Genomic DNA, 18,718 nt, shown 5'->3' on the forward strand with positions numbered 1-18,718 from the left:
ATAAGGTCGCAGCATGCAACGACAAGCCATACTTCAGCAGTTTAACGACGCCTGGTGTGCGAAAGATCTTGAAGCCATTCTGTCGTTCTTTACCGACGACGCCGAGTACATCAATATTCCGATGGATCCGCCCAATCGCGGGCTGACTGAAATCCGATCGTTTATTGAGGGCTTTCTCGGTATGCTCGATTCAATTGAGTTTATTGTGCACAAGCAGGTAGAGCAGGGCGATCTGGTGATGAATGAGCGAACTGATCGCATTGAGATGAATGGAAAATCCATCGATCTGGCGGTGATGGGCGTTTTTGAATTTCGTGGCGATAAAATTGTCAAATGGCGCGACTATTTCGATATGGCCGCGTTTACCCAATAACACTCTTAAGCAGGATAATGGTGGCCAGTAGTAACCTGATTATTCCTCCTCAGCTGGATGCGTTGATCCAGGCCGCGTACCGTGGCCCTCTGGAAGACACGCCTTGGCAGACGTTTCTCAACACTTTTCGCGAGGCTGTGAACGCTAATTATGCGACCTTGATCCTGCGCCCGCCCCGTGAAGGTGATTCCGGGGTGGTGCTTAACGCCATCGTCATGTCGCCACACATCTTCAACTCCTATAACGATACGTATTTTTCGATGGACCCCTTTGTCAATTTGCCGCCGGGTGAGGTGTTTACGGTTGCCGAATTTGTGGGTGAGTCGGAATTTTTCAACTCAGAATATTATCGTGAGTACATCACGCCATCGGACGTGCGCCATATTATGGGGGCAGATCTGGTGGGACCTGACGGTCTCAGTGCCCGATTGAGAATTACCCGGCCCAAGGCTCGGGACAACTTCGGAGAGGCAGAAAAGGCCCTGTGTAAACAGCTGTTGCCACACCTTGAGCTGGCCATCGAGCTGCACGCGCGGATTCTGAGAACGGAGAGTGAGCGCGCCTTCTACGAAGATGCCATCGACAAGCTGGCTATGGGGGTCGTGATTCTGGACCGTAATGCCCGTGTGCTGCGCAAGAACCATGCAGCCGAAGGGCTGTTGAAGGAGCGGCGCGGGCTTAGCCAGGTTGGGGGGGCGTTGCAGGTGGGAGACAATCAGGAGAACCGGGCATTTCGAAACTTACTGGAAGACGTGATGGAGGCCCATCGACGCTTCGAGCCCGGTTTTGTGCGTGCCTTCCGGATAGCCGACAGTGGCTCTGTTACCGGGCTGGGGCTTCTGGTGCGACCTTTGCCGCCCATTGAAAGTTCAGATGGCAGCAGCAATCCCACGGCCGCTATTTTTGTCAGTGATCCGCATCAACCCCGGCAGGCCCCGAGTGATATTCTGATTGATCTGTTCGGGTTTACCCCCGCAGAATCCAAACTGGCCTTGCGTCTGGTCAATGGCCTGACGCTGGATGAAGCTTCAGAAGAGCTGGGGATATCGCGCAACACTGCGAAATCTCACCTGAGCTCGGTATTCTCCAAAACCGGTGTTGCCCGGCAGACTCAGCTGATTCAACTGATCTTAAACTCGGTGGCGACCCTAGGCGGTGAAACCAAGGGGCGCTAATGTTCAGCCCGCAGGCTTACTGTAGCCATAGACATGCCTACAGTGCCCGCAAACTTCCATTAACATGAGGGCGATTGCCGGCCTCATTGCGCAGCGAAAATGCGATACCCTGCTCTGAATTCTCGTAATGCAGCCCCACTTGTGTCGGTAAAAACACCGGCGTTTTGAATTCCACATCGATACAAAATGCATCGACATTGAGTTTGGGCTGCAGGGCTGCCAAACAGCGAGCTTTGCTCCACATGCCGTGGGCTATATGGCGTTTGAAGCCGAGTAGCTTGGCGGAAGCGGGGAACAGGTGAATGGGGTTGTAGTCACCGGAAACTCGTGCATATCGCCGCCCCAGGTTCGCGGCAAGGGACCAGTCTTCACGTTCGCTGAAGGTTTCCAGTGTGCTGCGTTTGGGCTTGCCACTTCGGGAAGGCGCGCGCTTGAGCACGGTGGTCAGATCAGTCCAGACCACCTCGGTGCCACTTTTGGCTGTGGTCGCGATGTCCACTTCCAGCCCCAGGTCCGTATCCCGGCTATCACTTATCGTGCAATGCAGGCTCAAGGTTTCACTGACCTGAATGGGACGCAACTGTTCGATGCGATTGCGAAGATGAACAATACCCATCGGCGAAAAAGGAAATTGTGCGTTCAGCAGCATCTCCATATGCAGGCTAAATGCCGCAATATGGGGATAGGTGGCCGACAGAATGTCGGAATCCTCGGGAAAGCCGCAAACCGCGTTATAGCTGCGCAGTTTGCTCGGGTCGATTTGCAGACGGGAAAGGTTGGCCGCAATGGTTGGCACGTCCTTCGCAGTCGGTTTCAGGCTTTTCGCCTTTCGAGTCAGCGCCGCCCGCAGCAGCAGTTTGGGCATCACGGGCGGGTTGTCGAAATTCAGTGTTATGGTCATGCAGTTTGCTCCTTTTGGCCCGAGTATAAGCTGGAATACGGCAGGACGTAATTTGCCGCATTAGCCGTGGATTGTGTCGCCACAGCCAATAGTCATTGGATTGCGCAGCCAACACTGGCACAATTTGCCCGAGCGCTGATGCTTGAGAAAATCACCCGGCGAATAATCAGAATGACACAGACCGCACTGGATCTGCAGGATTCTTCTTTTATTGTACAACTGGTCTATCCGGCGCTTATAGAGCTGGGGCTGGATGTTGCAGTGATCGCAGAGCGTTGCAATATCACCTCAGAATTACTGCAGAACAATAGCGCCCGTTATCCCCACGCCGCGCAACAGCGCTTCTGGCAGGTCGTGGAAGAAGTTAGTGCCGACCCACTCATTGGCCTGCATCTGGCCGAAATCATGTCGCTCCAGAAGGGGCAGGTTTGGGAATACCTGTTTTTGAGTAGCCCCACCTTTGGAGATGGGCTGAAACGCACGCTCAATTTTCAGCGGCTGTTGTCCGACGCCTGGCAGTGGGTGCTGGTGGAGCGCGGAGAACAAGCCTCGTTGGAAGTAGATTCCGCAGTCACCGAAGCCCCCGAAACGCGTCATTTCACAGAGGCGGCTGTATTGTATCTGGTCCGCTATTTCAAGGCGCTTACGAATGACGCTTTCACGCCTGATAGCGTTCATTTCGACCACTCGGCGGCGGCAGCCGTTAGTGATTACGAGGCGCTGTTTGGCTGTCCGGTGCGATTTGATCAAACCTCGCCGGCGCTGGTTTTTGATGCGGGGATTTTGCAGATGCCGTCCAGCCGGGCGGAACCTGAGCTGTTGCAGCTGCATGAACAGTTTGCCAATGAGCGACTGTTAAAGCTGCAAAAGCAGGATATCGTAATAGCGGTGCGGCGGGCGATCGCCGAGATACTGGAGCAGGGGCAGCCGGAACTCAACGATATTGCCCGACGGTTGGCGTTGAGCCCTAGGGTATTGCGCTCTCGGCTTACCGAGGCCGAGACCAGTTTCAATCAGGTGCTGTCAGACTATCGCTGCTATCTTGCAAAGCGTCTGCTGTCGCGCACCGACGAATCCATTGGTGATATTGTTTATCTGACCGGCTTTTCCGAGCCGAGTACTTTTTACCGGGCTTTCAAACGCTGGACCGATATGACGCCAGTGGAGTATCGAGACTACAAGCGCCGGCAGCAGTAACGCCGCCAGCGCAGACAACCGCTGTTGTCAGGCTCCCAGCCAGCTCTGGCCACAGACTCGAATGACGTTGCCGGTAATGCCCTGCGACGCCGGATTGGCAAAAAAGGCGATGGTCTCCGCCACATCTTCTGGTTGGCCGCCCTGAGACAGCGAGTTTAAGCGTCGGCCCACTTCCCGGGTCATTGTCGGGATCGCCGCTGTCATGGCGGTTTCAATAAAGCCGGGTGCCACCGCATTCACCGTGATACCTCGGTCTTTCAGTTGCGGCGCCATTTGCTCTACATAGCCGATGACACCTGCCTTGGAGGCCGCATAATTGCTCTGGCCTCGCTGCCCGGCAATGCCATTCATCGACGATACACCAATAATCCGACCGCCTTCGTTAATTGCGTTTGCTTCCAGCAAGGCCTTGTTTATACGCAGGGCGGCGCCAAGATTGATCTCCAGCGTCATATCCCACCAGTGTTTTGGCATGTTGGCGAGGGTTTTGTCGCGGGTTATACCGGCGTTATGCACCACAATATCGAAGCCTCCTTTAGTTTTGGCAAGCTCCAGCAACTGACCGGGTGTGCCGTCGGCAGTAATATCGGCCACCAGAGCTTCGCCTCCCAGCTTTTGCATCAGCGTTTCCAGATCGGCGCGCATTGGTTCTACATCTAGGCCGATAATTTTTGCGCCGTCGCGGGCAAGCGTTGATGCGATGGCTGCACCGATACCTCGGCTGGCGCCGGTGACCAAGGCAGTTTTACCTGCCAGCGGCTGGGTGTCGATGGCAGCGGATGTCGCTGTTGCCTCGCTGACCCGGAAGACCTGGGCATTTACATAGGCAGATTTGTGAGACAGTAAAAATGTCAGCGGTCCGGTCAGGTTTTCTTCTGCACCGTCTTCCACGCAAAGGGTTTGAGCGGTGATGCCTTTCTTGCCGCTTTCCTTGGCCAGTGAGCGGGCCAGACCCTCCAGTGCGCGCTGGCAGGCAGCGCGTTCCGGGTCGGACTGGTCGCGATGTGGCCGCGACACAATTAACAGACGACCGCTTCTGGCAACGGATTTCAGGGCGGGCTGGAAAAATTCGTAGGCCAGCGATAGCTCGGCGGTGGTGGAAATGCCGGTACCGTCGAAAACCAGTGCCTGCAGCTTCTCGCCGGGGGCATCGTCGCCGTGTGCCCAGATTTTGGCGGCCTCGAGGGTTTTACTGATTTCACCACTGGCGTTATCCGGTGCAGCCACGGCAAGACCGTGCTGCTGGCAAAAAAGGCTTAGAGCATTCATGCAGCCCGGGTTCGGGCCGCTGCCCAACAATACGGTTCCCTGGAAAGGGGTGGTGGCACGTTTCAGCTCGGCGGGTTTACCCAGGCCGAGGTTAATCAGGGTTTCTACAATCTGGCTCATCATCCGGTTCCTGAGATTGAAAGGCGAAGTTGCTGTATTGTAGTGAGCAATTGCCCCGAGTGAATTGACGGCAAAGTCTGTATTGGGCGGCAGCTCAGCCAATGCAGACAGCCAACGCCAACGTATACTGCCAGCAACTGTTTCGGAGGTCACCATGAATACAAGCATTCGTCGCGTCGCCATTATCGGTGGAAACCGCATTCCCTTTGCCCGTTCCAATACCGCCCTGTTTGGTGCGAGTAATCAGCAGATGTTTGCCGCGGCCGTCGATGGTCTGGTCGATCGTTATGGCCTTAAAGGCCAGCGTTTGGGAGAGGTGGCCGGTGGGGCGGTGATGAAGCACGCCCGAGACTTCAACCTGGTGCGCGAAGCAGTATTGAGCACTGGGCTTGATCCGTCGACACCCTGTGTCGATGTGCAGCAGGCCTGTGGCACGGGCTTGCAGGCGATCAATATCGTGGCCAATAAAATTGCCCTGGGCCAGATCGAGAGCGGTATTGCCGGCGGCACCGATACCACCTCAGATGCACCCATTGCGGTGAACGAGGGTTTTCGCAAAATACTGATGGAAATCAACCGCTCGAAAACGTTTGGCCAGCGCCTCAAGCAGGTATTGCGCCTGCGTCCCGGGCATCTGGCTCCGGCGATACCGCAAAACGCGGAGCCACGCACGGGCCTGTCCATGGGTGGCCATACTGAAATTACTGCCAAAGCCTGGGAAATTCCCCGTGAGGCGCAGGACGAACTGGCCTTTCTCAGTCACCAGAATTTGGCGGCAGCTTATGAGCGTGGTTTTTTCAAAGACTTGATCTCGCCCTTCATGGGGTTGGAGCGCGACAACAATCTGCGTGCTGACACCTCAAAAGAAAAGCTGGCCAGCCTCAAACCCGCTTTTGACCGCGAAAATGGCACCCTTACCGCCGGTAATTCTTCAACACTCACCGACGGTGCGTCGTGCGTGCTGCTTGCCAGTGAAGAATGGGCGCAGGCCAACAATTTGCCGGTGAAGGCCTACCTGACAATGGTCGAGGCAGCCGCGGTGGATTTCACCGGGCAGTCTGGCGAGAAAGAAGGTCTGCTGCTGGCGCCAGCTTACGCTGTGCCGCGCATGCTTGAGCGTGCCGGCCTCACGCTGCAGGATTTTGACTTCTACGAAATTCACGAAGCCTTCGCCGCGCAGGTTCTCGCCACTCTCAAGGCCTGGGAAAGCGAGAGTTTCTGCCGCAACCGATTGGGCCGAGACGCTGCATTAGGGGCGATTGATCGCAGCAAGCTCAATGTGGCTGGTTCTTCTATCGCAACCGGGCATCCCTTTGCCGCTACCGGTGGTCGCGTTGTCGCCACTCTGGCTAAATTGCTGGAGGAGAAGGGTAGTGGTCGCGGGTTGGTCTCAATCTGCGCAGCGGGTGGTCAGGGCATCACCGCCATTATCGAGCGCCCATAAGCGCAAGCGGTTAGCGCAACGGTTGCGCTTCTTTCGAAAACTGCTAACGTAGGGCTCTTGTCTACCGGATGGAGCCCTAAGCTTGGAAAAGCTAATAATAACAACGCCGGCGGGTGAGATGCCGGTGTATTTTTTTCCGAAAAGTGACGATGCGCCGCTGGTTGTACTGCTGATGGATGCCATCGGTGTGCGCGACGAACTCAAGTCGCTTGCTCGCGATATACAAGCGCTGGGCTATAACGTTGCCCTGCCCAGCCTGTATTACCGAGAAGGTCACTATGAAGACATGGATTTCGGTGACCCTGAGGTTCATGCGAAAGTCATGCAATTGTATGGCTCGCTCACCCATGAAATGGTGCGTGAAGACATAGCAGCCTTGCTGTCGGCCATGGAGCAGCGCCCGGTCGGTTTGCTCGGCTTTTGTATGGGGGGCGCCAACGCGCTCATCATGGCCGGTTCTTTTCCGGATGACATTGCCGTTGCGGTAGCAGTTCATCCAGGCGGTATCACTACACACGCCAAAGATTCTCCTCATCGAATAGCTGCTAGAGCCAAAGGCAAACTGTATATCGCTATTGCCGATGAAGATCCCTATGCCACCGCTGACCAGGTGGCAGCCCTGGAGGCTTCGCTAAAACTGGGCGACGTAGACTACACGCTGGAGGTATACGAAGGCGCCCATCACGGTTTTGCGTTTGCGTCGTTGCCCTCGTTCAATGCTCAGGCTCAGCAGCGTTATTGGCAGGCGACCTGCCGCGCATTTAACGAAGCCCTTGGATAGCGCACCTAAGGGTTAACGATGAATTGGCTATTTCTGCTCTCCGTTATTACGGCGTCAATCGCTTTGCTGTTTGCATTGGTTTTCTTTGCTATCTACTGGCAAAAGCCAAGCCTGTTGCAGGCCAAATGCTGGGGTATCGCCTTTTCGATGTTGGTTGTGGCGATGTGCGCCGTTAGCGCAAGAATCGCTTTTCCCGCAGTGAATCCCTATATCTTCAGTAGCCTTCTGACGGTAAATGCAGCGCTGAGCTTTGTCTTTCTTTACTTCGGTATACTCAAATGGCGGGGTATGGCTCCGGTTGGAAAATGGGTAAGCCATCTATCATTACTGGTCATGTTCAGTGTGGGGGCATTAGCTATGGTGCTGCCGGCATGGGCGCCCTGGTCAGTGACGCTGTCGCGGGTCTATATCGCCGTGTTTTCTGCGCTGGCAGTCTACGCCCTTGTGACCGGCGATAAACCACGCAATATTGGCCATTATCTGGCGGCTGCTTTCCTGGCGATCAATCCGATCATGCAAGTAGTATCCATCGTGCTGACCTCGTTGGTAGGGCTGGGCTCGGATGGCATAGCGGCGGTGTCGGTCAGTGAGCTAACGCATTCGCCGTTTACGGTTGTCAATTTTGTAGGCCTACCTATCGGTTTTACCGGTATAGCTCTGTTCTGCCTGCTGGGTGTTTTACTGGATTTAGGGGCCGAAATACGCGAAAAGGCGCTGCGTGACTGGTTGACGGGCTGCTATAACCGTCGCGGTTTTATTGCTGTCGCTGAGCCCTTGTTTCTGAATTCTCGCCGGCGCGACAGTCACTTTTCGTTGATTTTGCTGGATATGGATAATTTCAAAGGGATCAACGACACCTACGGTCACGCCGCTGGTGACCAGGCGTTAAAAACAGTGGCCGCCGCGTTGACTGGCGGCGTGCGTAAGAGTGATCTGGTAGCCCGTTGGGGCGGTGAGGAATTTCTTGTTCTGCTTCCCGACGCCAATGCAACTGACGCACAGCGTATTGCGGAAAAGCTGCGACGCACACTGGAGCAGCTCGAGCTGGTGTTGGACGGCGGCAAACGGGTTCAACTGAGCGCCAGCTTCGGTGTGGCAGAACGCTGTGCAAGCGATCAAAAGCTCGACCCGATTGTGACGCGGGCAGATTTTGCTCTGTATTCATCAAAATCTGCCGGTAAAAACCGGGTGTCATTGAGCACCGCTCAGGATTGATAGGTGTTCATGCTTCAGGGGAAACCCGATAAAAGCTCACCCAGTCGGCAAATACTCGTGTAGTTGAACCATTTAGCCTGCGCGGCAGGCTCCCACCAGAGGGTTTGGGTGGGAGCCGGCCTTGCCGGCGAACAAAGTGAATCTCGGAGCTTGGATGCGATTCGCCTGCGCGGCAGGCTCTCACCAAAGGTTTTGGGTGGGAGCCGGCCTTGCCGGCGAAAAGCTTTGAGATTCTAGCGAATCTCAAAGTTTTCCAGTGACATATCCATCATGCTACCCACCGAACCACGCATTGCTTCGGCGTGGCCAATGGCCCGTGGCAGTAGGCGTTCAAAGAAAAACTCGGCTGTTTCCAGCTTGGCTTCGTAGAAAGCGCGATCACTCGGGTTTTCGCTCAGTTTCTTTTGAGCCGTTTCTGCCATGCGCGCCCAGAAATAGGCCATGGTGACATAGCCACTGATCATCAGAAAATCGTAAGAACCGGCACCTACGGCGTCGCGGTTGCGCGAAGCGCGTAGTAACAGACCCACGCACAGTCGATTCCAGCGGAAGGTGTGTGACAGCAGTTTACGTCCGTATTTGCTGAGTCCCGGCTTGAACAAAATGCTCAACCCGTAACCGTACATGCGCTTGCTGAAGCTGCGGTAAAGCTTCAGGCCGTCGAGAATAACCTTGCGGCCCAGCAGATCCATTGCCTGAATACCGGTGGTGCCTTCATAGAGGGTGGCAATGCGGGCATCGCGTACAATTTGCTCCATGCCGTGTTCGGCAATGTAGCCGTGACCGCCGTAGACCTGCATACCGTAGTTAGCACATTCCAGACCCGTTTCCGTGAGGAAGGCCTTCAAAATGGGCGTGACAAACCCAAGTTGGTTGTCAGCGTTTTCGCGTTCTTCTTCGGTTTCCGCAAACATCATGATGTCGCCCTGACGCGCGGCGTCGTAAAGCATTGCGCGGCCACCTTCGGCAAAGGCCTTCTGGGTGAGAATCATGCGGCGCACATCCGGATGGTGGATGATCGCATCGGCTGGCTTGTCCGGGTTTTTGTGGCCGGACAGGGAGCGCATGGAGTAGCGATCCATCGCGTAGGGGTAGCTGTTCTGATAGGCGAGCTCGGCGGCGGCCAGGCCCTGAACGGCGGTGCCCACGCGAGCCGTGTTCATAAAGGTAAACATGCAGGCCAGACCTTCGTTTTTGGGGCCGAGCATGTAGCCTTTGGCGCCATCGAAATTGATGACGGCGGTGGCGTTACCGTGAATACCCATTTTGTGTTCAATGGAGCCACAGCTCACATTGTTGAACTCTCCCATCTCGCTGTTTTCGTCGACATGAAATTTCGGCACGATAAACAGCGAAATACCTTTGGTGCCTTCCGGCGCGTCGGGGGTGCGGGCCAGCACGATGTGCACGATATTGTCGGTCAGGTCGTGTTCGCCGGCAGAGATGAATATTTTTGTGCCGGTGATGGCAAAGCTGCCGTCGTCGTTGGGTTCGGCGCGGGTGCGCATCTGGCCGAGATCCGAGCCACAGTGGGATTCTGTCAGGCACATGGTACCGGTCCACTCGCCGGTCGTGAGTTTGGGCAAATAGCGGTCTTTCTGCTCGTCGGTACCGTGTACGTAAAGGGTGTTCATGGCACCCAGGCTCAGCCCCGGATACATGCCCCAGGCCCAGTTGGCAGTGCCAACCAATTCTGATTTCAGCAGGCCAAGAGACAGCGGCAGACCTTGGCCACCGTATTCAACCGGGTGTGAAAGACCTTGCCAGCCACCGTCTATCCACTGCTGGTAGGCTTCTTTAAAGCCGTCGGGGGTGGTCACTTTACCGTTGTCGAACTGACAGCCCTGCTGGTCGCCCACCTGGTTGAGCGGGGACAGTACTTCTTCACAGAACTTGGCGCATTCAGTGAGGATCGCGTCAATCATGTCCGGTGTAGCATCTTCGCCGCAGGGCAGCTTGGCGTAGTGGGCCGGAAAATCCAGAACGTCGTTGATCACAAACTTGATGTCCCGGGTGGGAGCTTTGAAAACTGCCATGACTTACCTCTGTGAAATACCACGATTGGGGTGGACTATAGCCAAAGCGGGTCCATGCTGAATTGGCCGGAATGAGAAAGCTGCCGTGCGCTCTGGTCAATCGCAAGCTATGGAGAGGCTTCAGCCAAAGTGTAATGTCACCTGTGTGGACGGTTGGAAAGGGCGGGTGCTTTTGCTCTAATCGAGATAAAACGCATAAGGAAACTCCGATGACCTCTCAACAGCACAACGCCCAGTCCGCCAACTCACTTGAGCAACGAATTGCCCGCTTGGAAGCTATTGAAGCGATCAAGCAACTCAAGTACCGGTATTTCTTTCACTGTGACCAGAAACAACCAGAGGCAGTGCGCGCCTGCTTTGCCGATGGTCCGGTTCGCATTGAATATGGGCGGGTCGGTAATTTCGATAGTGCCGACGAGATGGTGGCGATCTTCGCCAAACTGGCCTGTGCCGAGCATATTGTGGAAATGCATCATGCACAGAATCCGCAAATCGAGTTATTGTCGGATACCGGTGCGCGCGCAATCTGGGGCATTTTTTACTATCTTATTGATACTCAGCAGCAGATAACTACCCAACTTGGCGGTTTCTATGAAGACGAGTACCGCTGTGACGCGGGTGAATGGAAAATCACGGCCACGCGATTTAACGTTAAATCTACGCAAATACTTGCTCTGAGCGATGACCGGGTGCAGGCTGTATTTGCAGGTGCGCAAGCCCCCGCCGAATTGGACGACCCCAACAAACAAGCTGGCTAAAACTTTATGAACGAAGCCGTTGTGCTGACCCGACATTCACTGTGCGATGGCGGTTATATCGCCCAAATCAGTCTCAATGCACCGCAGCGTATCAATGCGCTCAATCTTGAAATGGTAACCCGGTTACTTTTTTTACTTGAGGGCATAGCTACTGATCCGGAAGCTGTCGCTGTCTTGCTCGACGGTGAAGGGGAGCGCGGGTTCTGTGCCGGTGGTGATGTGCGGCAGTTGCGTGCATCGGCGTTATCGGCGGGAAACGGGCCCGCGCGTGAGGCCGAGCGTTTTTTTGAGATTGAATACCGGGTTGACCACCTGTTGCACAATTTCCCCAAGCCCGTCATATGCTGGGCCAATGGCGCCATTATGGGAGGCGGCCTTGGCCTGATGGTGGGGGCGAGCCACCGCATTGTCACGCCTTGTGCCCGGCTGGCCATGCCTGAAATCAGTATTGGTCTTTATCCGGATGTTGGCGCAACCTGGTTTTTACAGCGTATGCCAGGCAGCAGTGGTTTGTTTTGTGCGTTGACGGGGGTGGCGTTGAATGCGGGCGATGCGCTTTATAGTGGCCTGGCAGATTACCTTCTGCCACAACGTGCTAAGCCGGCGGTACTGCAAAAGCTTCTCAAGCTTGACTGGGCCTTTGAACGAGAGCCTGACGCAGAGATGCTGACAGCGGAGCTGACAGATTTGGAAGCTGAGCTGGATGAATGTCTGCCAGAATCGCACCTCAAGCAGCGCTCTGAATTGATAGACGCTTTGTGTGAAGATACCGCTCCCGCCGCGATTGATGAGGCTTTTGACAGCCTGCACGCTGATGATGGCTGGTTGAACAAAGCAGGGCAGACGTTCCGAGAGGGCTCTGCATCGACCGCGCGGCTTACGCTGGCGTTGTTTGAACGGGGTGCAGCACTGTCGCTGGCAGATGCGTTCAGATTGGAGCTGACTGTATCTTCCCAGCGCGTGAAACACGCTGATTTTATCGAAGGTGTGCGTGCGCGGCTGATCGACAAGGATCACCGGCCGCGCTGGACATGGGGGCGACTGGTTGACGTGCCCAGCGATGAGGTAATGGCTTTGTTTAACCCGCCCTGGGATGACCATCCGCTGGCTGACCTGAAGTAATTTTTCACAAACTTACAGGAATGGTGGGCAGAGCCAGCGCTTGTAAGGTGGCGCGAGCATTGCCTCGCCAGAACGTAGCAGGTACCTTAGCGCCTCGTTTTAGCCAGTCTCAGGTAGTACACCGTGAAAAGTTTTACCCTCAAGCCCCGATTCAGTGAAACCGACGCCTTAGGACATATCAATAACACCTCGATTGCAGTCTGGTTTGAAACCGGGCGAATGGAGTTTCTGTCGGAGGTGTTTGTCGAGCTGGGTGATGAGCAGCCCAGCTGGTTTATGGCCACCCAGACCATCGACTACCTTGGGGAGAGTTTTTTCGGGGTGGAAACCCGCATGGATGTGTGTGTGGCTCATGTTGGCAATAGCTCCTTCACGTTGGGCTGCAATATGTACCAGAACAATAAACACACGGTGCGTGGCACGGCAGTACTGGTGTATGTAGACCGGGCGACCAAAAAGCCAACACCGATTCCGCAAGTAATGCGTGACATTCTTGAAGCTGAAGTGGATGAAGGTTGGCCAGCGAAAAAGGATTGATTCGCCAGCCGGTCAGGCGCCTACCTGTAAGTGGCTAAGCACCTGACGGCAACGCGTCGCGCCTTAATCAAACGCTCTGGGCATTTTCATGTTGAGAGCATTCAGGCCGCCGTTCACCCCGATAATATCCCCGGTTAGATAGCTGGCCGCCGGTGACGCCAGATACACCGCGCAGCTGGCAATGTCTTCGACCTCGCCCAAGCGGCCCATGGGGGTCAGGTTTACCATGGCCTGTTCTATCTCATCATTCAGCACGGTTTTCAGGGCCTCGGTTCTGGTCGACCCCACCGCAATGGCATTCACCCGCACCTTGGGCGCAAATTCCTGCGCCATTTCCCGGGTCAGGAAGGAAAGGGCGCTTTTCGCGGTACCATAGGCCGTGAAGAAGGAGGAGGTTTCCTGTCCCGCCACCGACGAAATATTCAGTATGCTGCCGCCACCGGCGCTTTCCACCATTTTGGGAATGACCAGTTTGGACAGGGCGAAGGCCGTGGTGACATTGAATTGAAAGGCACCGTTAAACTCTTCCACGCTGGTTTTCAGCATGGGCTTGGGCGGAAAGCCGCCAGCATTGTTCACCAGAATATCAATGCGACCAAAGGTAGCCATGGCCTGATCCACCAGATTTTGCAGTTGATCGGGCTGCATAACATCGGTTACCACGATCAGCGCCTTGCGGCCAAAGGCCTCTACAGCGGCAGCGGTTTCCTGGAGCTGTGCTTCGGTACGGGCCGCCAAAACCAGGTCGGCACCGACTTCGGCGTAGGCCTTGGCGATGGCTGCGCCAATGCCCCGTCCGGCCCCCGTTACCAGTGCTACTTTGTTGTCCAGTCGAAATTGATCGAGTATGCCCATGGATTCCTCGTTATTATGCGGGTGAAAGTTAAAATTAACGCTTTATATTCAACACGTTATCCATACGGATTAGGTCATCCGATTGGGTGATACTTGGTGTTATACGCCTGTGACAGAATTTTGCACTAAGCTGGTAGATCGCTACATTACTGATTTGATAAGCGCGCAAAGCGTAAAGGAGAAAGCCATGAGTCAGGTATCACAGGTGCCGCGTAAGCCGCACCGCATTGAAGCCGCTGAAATTCCGGAGCGTTACGCCCGCGGCTGGTACTGCCTTGGGCTGGCTGATGAATACACTGAAACGCCTGTCAAACTGAACTATTTTGGCACCCGTCTGGTGGCTTATCGCGGCGAAGACGGGGAGGTACACATTCTCGACGGCTATTGCCCCCACATGGGCGCCGATCTCAGTGAAGGCTGTGTGGAAGGTAACTCCATCCGCTGCCCCTTCCACGACTGGCGCTGGGGTGCTGACGGTGTGTGCGACGACATTCCCTATGCCAAGCGCATTCCGCCCAAAGCGGTAATCGGTGCCTATCCTACCTGCGAACAGAACCACCTGCTGTTTGTATGGTACGACCCCGAAGGCAACCCGCCCATTGAAGAGCAGGCCATCCCCAAAATTGACGACCTGTTCAGCGGCGACTGGACCATCTGGCAGATGGACAAAATGACCATCAACACCAACTCCCGTGAGCTGGTGGACAACATGGCCGACGTGGCCCACTTTGGCCCCATTCATGGCGCGCCGGTCAAAACCTTCAAGAACATCGTGCACAAGCACACCTATCAGCAGGTGCTGACCGGTGGTAGTGAAATTCTGGCGGAAGACGGCGAGCTGACCTCAACCGCCACCTATTACGGCCCGGCTTACATGAACACCTACATGACTGGTCAGATCGACGGCCAGCTGGTGGAAAGCCGCCTGCTGGTAACCCACGTGCCCATCGATACCGAAAGCTTTGATCTGCGCTTTGGTGTTTCTGTGCGTAAGGTGCCCGGCCTGTCTGAAGAAGAAAACAACAACATTGCCCAGCAATATACCGAGCAGAACCGCACTGCCTTCTTTCAGGACGTGCATATCTGGCACACCAAAACCCGTGTGGACAACCCGGTACTGTGTGACGGCGATGGCCCGGTTCACAAATTGCGTCAGTGGTACGATCAGTTCTATGTAGACGTAAAAGATGTGCCTGAGCAGTTTAATGAAAAGAAAGAATACGTTGTGGATTACAACCTGCGCGGTGCGTAATCGCCGGAAATGACGATAAGCCCGGATATGGCAGCGAAAGCTGCTGTACCGGGCTTTTTATTTTTGGTATTACCTTCGACCAGTATGTAACGCGCGTTCCGCCGCTCTCCTGAAGGGAGAAGGCTCAAGGGAGGGCCGGAGTGAGGGCATAATTGCCCAAGCATGCCCGGCCATCTGAAACGCGCCAACCCAAAACCAATAAGGAACCCACCATGGATGTACGCAGTCTCGGCTATGTAGTTATCGAATCCACTGATCCCGCCAAATGGCTGGATTATGGCACCAATATTCTCGGTATGATGGTCGCCCCCATGATGCCCGACGACGGCAACGTGTACCTGAAAATGGACGAGCGTCCGTTTCGCTTCGCGATCACCAAAGGCGACACCGATCGCCTGCAAGTGTGTGGCTGGGAACTGGCCGATCAGGACACCTTTGAAGCCACCAAGGAAAGCCTGGAAAGCGCCGGTATCGCCTTCACCGAAGGCAGTGCCGAACAGGCCCAGGCACGGCAGGTGCGCGGACTGATCAGCCTGCAAGACCCGGCGGGGAATGGTTTGGAACTCTACTGGGGCGCTTCGCTGGATTACGCCAAATTTGTTTCCCCCAAAGGCATTGCTGAATTCGAAACCGGCTTTAATGGTGATATGGGCTTTGGTCACGCCGTGCTACCCGCACCCAACCTTCAGGAAACCCATGCCTTTTACCGCGATGTACTGGGCTTTGGTGATACCGACTACATGCACTTCAAATTCAGTGACGACCCGAACGACCCCGGCATGGGCCTCAACTTCATGCACGTGAACAACCCGCGTCACCACAGCCTGGCTCTGTATCAAGATCAAAGCCCCGTAGGCTGTATTCACCTGATGGTAGAAGTACGTGAAGACGTGGACGAAGTGGGCTACTGCCTCGATCGCGTAAACGAAGCTGGCATTCCCATCGTCTCCACCCTTGGCCGTCACACCAACGACCGCATGCTGTCTTTTTACATGGCTACGCCCACCGGCTTTGCCATGGAATTCGGTACCGGTGGCCTGCAAATGGATTGGGAAGGTTACACTCCCACCGTAAGCACCCTGCCAAGCTATTGGGGCCACAAATTCCAGGCGCCGCCGGAAGCCTGATTGTATAAACGTCGCGCCAGCGCATTGCAGTAACAAGAGGACTTTTTGATGTCAGAAAAATCACAACTCCAGCAAAAAGTGCGCGCCGCCGCGCGCGAGCTTGTACCGGTGCTGCGTGAGCGGGCCGACGCCTGTGAGCAGGCACGGCAGGTGCCGGCAGAAACCATCAAGGATTTTGCTGAGGCCGGCTTCTTCCGTATTCTGCAGCCGAAAAAGTGGGGCGGCTATGAGCTCGACCCCCACGATTTTTACGACGTGCAGATGACCGTCGCCGAAGGGTGTATGTCTAGCGCCTGGTGCTTGGGCGTTATCGCCATTCACAACTGGCAGCTGGCATTGTTCGACGACCGCGCCGCGCAGGATGTGTGGGGTAAGGACGACAGCGTGCTGATCTCTTCATCCTATATGCCCGTGGGCAAAGTGGAGCACGTAGATGGCGGCCTGAAGCTCAGTGGCCAGTGGGGCTTTTCCTCCGGCTGCGATCACTGCGACTGGGTATTTCTGGGCGCTATGGTGCCACCCAAAGATGGCGCGGCTGGCGGCCCACCCGATATGCGTACCTTTCTGGTGCCACGCAGCGACTACGACATCGTCGATGATTGGCATGTAATGGGCCTGAAAGGCACCGGCTCCAAAACCATCGTCGTAAAAGATGCGTTTGTACCGGAATACCGCACCCATAAAGCCATCGACGGTTTTACCTGCAACAGCCCGGGCAATGCAGTAAACACCGCGCCACTGTTTAAAATTCCCTTTGGTCAAATGTTTGTTCGCGCGGTATCCACAGCCGGTATCGGCGCACTCAAAGGCGCTTGCGATACCTTTGTAGAAAAAACTGCCAAGCGTGTCGGTAAAAACGATGGCAAATCTGCCGGTGAAGACCCTCACGCACGCTATGCACTCGCGCAAGCCGACTCCATCGTAGACGAGTTGAAACTGGTACTGTTCCGCAACTTCGATCGCCTGCTTGAAGCCGCCAGCGGTGGCCCCGAACTCACGATGGAAGAACGCATAAAATTCCGTTGGGATTCCGCCGCCGTGCCGCAGCGCTGCATTGACGGCGTTGATCCGCTGTTTGCGTTTGCCGGCGGCTCCGGTATTTACCAGGGCAACACACTGATGCGCGCCTTCGTGGATATTCATGCATCGCGTGCGCACACTGCCAACAATCCGCACAAATACGGCGGCAACTGGGGTGGCGTACAGCTGGGTGCAGACAACACCGACTTCTTCCTTTAAAGCCTCAAGCAAGCCGCCTTACCCCAAGGCGGCTTGCTCCAATCCCTCCAACAATTGACTCAAAGGGCTGCGTACGCCCTGCGCGCCGCGTTGCAATACATGGGTGTAGATCTCGGTTGTCGTAACGTCGGAGTGGCCCAGCTGTTGCTGCACGGTGCGAATATCGGCACCACTTTGCAGTAAATGCGTGGCAAATGAGTGGCGCAAAGTATGACTGCTCACCGGTTTGCCGATATCACAGGCTTTTGCGGCGCTGCGAATGATTTTATTGAATGAGCTTTCATCATAAAGATGGCGCCGCAACACCTTGTCTTGCGGATCAATGCTTAAGCGCGACGCCGGAAACAGATATTGCCAGGCCAGCTCTCTTGGCGCAGAGGGGTATTTGCGGGCGAGGGCATCCGGCATCCAGACACCGCCGTAACTAGCAATTTCAAGGTCATCGAGTAAGCAAGATTTCACCCGCAAAATTTGAGCGCGTAGCAGCTGAATCAATTCTGGCGCCAGCGTTGTCAGTCGGTGCTTGCCACCCTTCGCCTGCCCACCTTCGCCTGCAAGAAGTGTAATTATTGATAATCCAGATCGACGTCTTTTACCCGCAAACGCACAAGTTCTATACGGCGCAAACCAGAACCGTAAAGCATGGCCGCCATCAAACGGTGAGTTCCCTCCAGGTTCGCCAGAATTTTTTTCACCTCCAGCGGGGTGAGTACCGTTGGTAGCTTGGGCTGGCGTGTATTTCGCCGAAAGCCGCTAACATCCCCAAGGGGTTGCTCCAGAAATTTATTGTACAAATAGGCCAGCGCATTCAAGGCGATAGCCTGGGTACCCGCCGCCACATTACGCTCAACAGCCAGCCAAGTAAGAAAAGCCTCAACCTCACCGGGCCCCATATTTTTGGGGTGTTTTTTTTAATGAAATACAATAAAGTAACGAATCCAATACAAATAAGTGCCAACCGTGCGGCGACTGTAACACCGCACCATCATGTGGCCGCGAATAGACTCAAGGAATGGAGATGCGGACCCGGACATATCGATACTCCCTTATCGAATACTGTATGGAAGAACAGTATTTGATCTTCCTTCGATTTTCAAGGTCGACCCGGCTAAAGGGCAGGGTGGCCGACTGCTATCCCGGCGTAATTAACAAAATCAGCTACTTAAAAAATCAGGTTTACCCGTATTTATCAAAAGAGGGTCTACCCGCTATTAATTATTATGAGGTCGGAGACCTCATTAACAGGCTGTTATGCGTAAAGGCGATCATGGCGAATAATTAAAACATTCCAGCATGGCTGGAGGCAGAGGTTCGTGA

At 55.0% G+C, this 18,718-nt stretch carries 18 protein-coding genes; 12 read left to right on the forward strand and 6 right to left on the reverse strand.

The genetic code is table 11. The annotated features are described in order from the left end of the window. The first annotated feature begins 13 nt into the window (after positions 1 to 13). A complete protein-coding gene (locus tag ABYP39_RS04775) occupies positions 14 to 373 on the forward strand; it encodes an SgcJ/EcaC family oxidoreductase (protein ID WP_372764907.1) in 360 nt (119 codons plus the stop codon). 17 nt (positions 374 to 390) lie between these two features. Further along, positions 391 to 1,548, forward strand: a complete 1,158-nt coding sequence (locus ABYP39_RS04780; protein WP_372759435.1) for a helix-turn-helix transcriptional regulator — start codon at positions 391 to 393, stop codon at positions 1,546 to 1,548. 37 nt (positions 1,549 to 1,585) lie between these two features. On the opposite strand, the gene ABYP39_RS04785 is transcribed toward ABYP39_RS04780, so the two are convergent. Further along, positions 1,586 to 2,449, reverse strand: a complete 864-nt coding sequence (locus tag ABYP39_RS04785; RefSeq protein ID WP_372781371.1) for a MaoC/PaaZ C-terminal domain-containing protein — start codon at positions 2,447 to 2,449, stop codon at positions 1,586 to 1,588. 171 nt (positions 2,450 to 2,620) lie between these two features. Between ABYP39_RS04785 and ABYP39_RS04790 the strand changes: the two genes are divergently transcribed. Then, positions 2,621 to 3,646, forward strand: coding sequence for an AraC family transcriptional regulator (locus ABYP39_RS04790; protein WP_372748829.1), 1,026 nt, complete (start codon positions 2,621 to 2,623; stop codon positions 3,644 to 3,646). 27 nt (positions 3,647 to 3,673) lie between these two features. On the opposite strand, the gene ABYP39_RS04795 is transcribed toward ABYP39_RS04790, so the two are convergent. Then, positions 3,674 to 5,035 carry a 3-oxoacyl-ACP reductase gene (locus tag ABYP39_RS04795; protein ID WP_372781389.1) on the reverse strand — a complete coding sequence of 454 codons (1,362 nt, stop codon included), beginning with the start codon at positions 5,033 to 5,035 and terminating at the stop codon, positions 3,674 to 3,676. Positions 5,036 to 5,189: 154 nt separating this feature from the next. Between ABYP39_RS04795 and ABYP39_RS04800 the strand changes: the two genes are divergently transcribed. The 3 genes from ABYP39_RS04800 to ABYP39_RS04810 all read left to right on the forward strand — a co-directional run bounded on the left by ABYP39_RS04800 (position 5,190) and on the right by ABYP39_RS04810 (position 8,475). Beyond that, positions 5,190 to 6,479 (forward strand): acetyl-CoA C-acetyltransferase, encoded by a 1,290-nt coding sequence (locus ABYP39_RS04800; protein ID WP_372748830.1) that lies wholly within the window; start codon positions 5,190 to 5,192, stop codon positions 6,477 to 6,479. A gap of 82 nt (positions 6,480 to 6,561) precedes the next feature. Beyond that, positions 6,562 to 7,260: a dienelactone hydrolase family protein gene (locus ABYP39_RS04805; protein ID WP_372748831.1), complete on the forward strand. Its 699-nt coding sequence runs from the start codon at positions 6,562 to 6,564 to the stop codon at positions 7,258 to 7,260. An 18-nt stretch (positions 7,261 to 7,278) separates the two neighbouring features. Then, a complete protein-coding gene (locus ABYP39_RS04810) occupies positions 7,279 to 8,475 on the forward strand; it encodes a diguanylate cyclase (protein ID WP_372759360.1) in 1,197 nt (398 codons plus the stop codon). A 233-nt stretch (positions 8,476 to 8,708) separates the two neighbouring features. Here the strand turns inward: ABYP39_RS04810 and ABYP39_RS04815 are convergent, their stop codons facing one another. Then, positions 8,709 to 10,511, reverse strand: coding sequence for an acyl-CoA dehydrogenase C-terminal domain-containing protein (locus ABYP39_RS04815; protein ID WP_372781373.1), 1,803 nt, complete (start codon positions 10,509 to 10,511; stop codon positions 8,709 to 8,711). 209 nt (positions 10,512 to 10,720) lie between these two features. On the opposite strand from ABYP39_RS04815, the gene ABYP39_RS04820 reads away from it, so the two are divergent. The 3 genes from ABYP39_RS04820 to ABYP39_RS04830 all read left to right on the forward strand — a co-directional run bounded on the left by ABYP39_RS04820 (position 10,721) and on the right by ABYP39_RS04830 (position 12,928). Next, the gene (locus ABYP39_RS04820; RefSeq protein WP_372781375.1) at positions 10,721 to 11,269 is read left to right on the forward strand and encodes a nuclear transport factor 2 family protein; all 549 of its coding nucleotides are present in this window, start codon (positions 10,721 to 10,723) and stop codon (positions 11,267 to 11,269) included. Positions 11,270 to 11,275: 6 nt separating this feature from the next. After that, on the forward strand, positions 11,276 to 12,391 hold the full coding sequence (locus tag ABYP39_RS04825; protein ID WP_372781377.1) for an enoyl-CoA hydratase/isomerase family protein: 1,116 nt from the start codon (positions 11,276 to 11,278) through the stop codon (positions 12,389 to 12,391). A 123-nt stretch (positions 12,392 to 12,514) separates the two neighbouring features. Then, positions 12,515 to 12,928 carry an acyl-CoA thioesterase gene (locus tag ABYP39_RS04830; RefSeq protein WP_372781379.1) on the forward strand — a complete coding sequence of 138 codons (414 nt, stop codon included), beginning with the start codon at positions 12,515 to 12,517 and terminating at the stop codon, positions 12,926 to 12,928. A 63-nt stretch (positions 12,929 to 12,991) separates the two neighbouring features. Here ABYP39_RS04830 and ABYP39_RS04835 read toward each other — a convergent pair whose 3' ends face one another. Then, a complete protein-coding gene (locus ABYP39_RS04835) occupies positions 12,992 to 13,783 on the reverse strand; it encodes an SDR family oxidoreductase (protein WP_372781381.1) in 792 nt (263 codons plus the stop codon). A gap of 187 nt (positions 13,784 to 13,970) precedes the next feature. Here ABYP39_RS04835 and ABYP39_RS04840 point away from each other — a divergent pair, with 187 nt between their 5' ends. From ABYP39_RS04840 to ABYP39_RS04850, 3 genes are all read left to right on the forward strand, one after another. Continuing rightward, entirely contained in the window at positions 13,971 to 15,035 is a 1,065-nt protein-coding gene (locus tag ABYP39_RS04840; RefSeq protein WP_372781383.1) for a Rieske 2Fe-2S domain-containing protein, read from the forward strand. A 212-nt stretch (positions 15,036 to 15,247) separates the two neighbouring features. After that, positions 15,248 to 16,162: a VOC family protein gene (locus ABYP39_RS04845; protein ID WP_372750245.1), complete on the forward strand. Its 915-nt coding sequence runs from the start codon at positions 15,248 to 15,250 to the stop codon at positions 16,160 to 16,162. 48 nt (positions 16,163 to 16,210) lie between these two features. Next, a complete protein-coding gene (locus tag ABYP39_RS04850) occupies positions 16,211 to 17,401 on the forward strand; it encodes a flavin-dependent monooxygenase (RefSeq protein ID WP_372750246.1) in 1,191 nt (396 codons plus the stop codon). A gap of 18 nt (positions 17,402 to 17,419) precedes the next feature. Here the strand turns inward: ABYP39_RS04850 and ABYP39_RS04855 are convergent, their stop codons facing one another. Continuing rightward, positions 17,420 to 17,896 (reverse strand): tyrosine-type recombinase/integrase, encoded by a 477-nt coding sequence (locus ABYP39_RS04855; RefSeq protein ID WP_372781385.1) that lies wholly within the window; start codon positions 17,894 to 17,896, stop codon positions 17,420 to 17,422. A gap of 71 nt (positions 17,897 to 17,967) precedes the next feature. Beyond that, positions 17,968 to 18,294, reverse strand: a complete 327-nt coding sequence (locus ABYP39_RS04860) for a phage integrase N-terminal SAM-like domain-containing protein (RefSeq protein ID WP_372781387.1) — start codon at positions 18,292 to 18,294, stop codon at positions 17,968 to 17,970. Between the last annotated feature and the right edge of the window lie 424 nt (positions 18,295 to 18,718).

The sequence above is a fragment of the Litorivivens sp. genome (assembly GCF_041625495.1).
Lineage (GTDB): Bacteria > Pseudomonadota > Gammaproteobacteria > Pseudomonadales > Spongiibacteraceae > Litorivivens.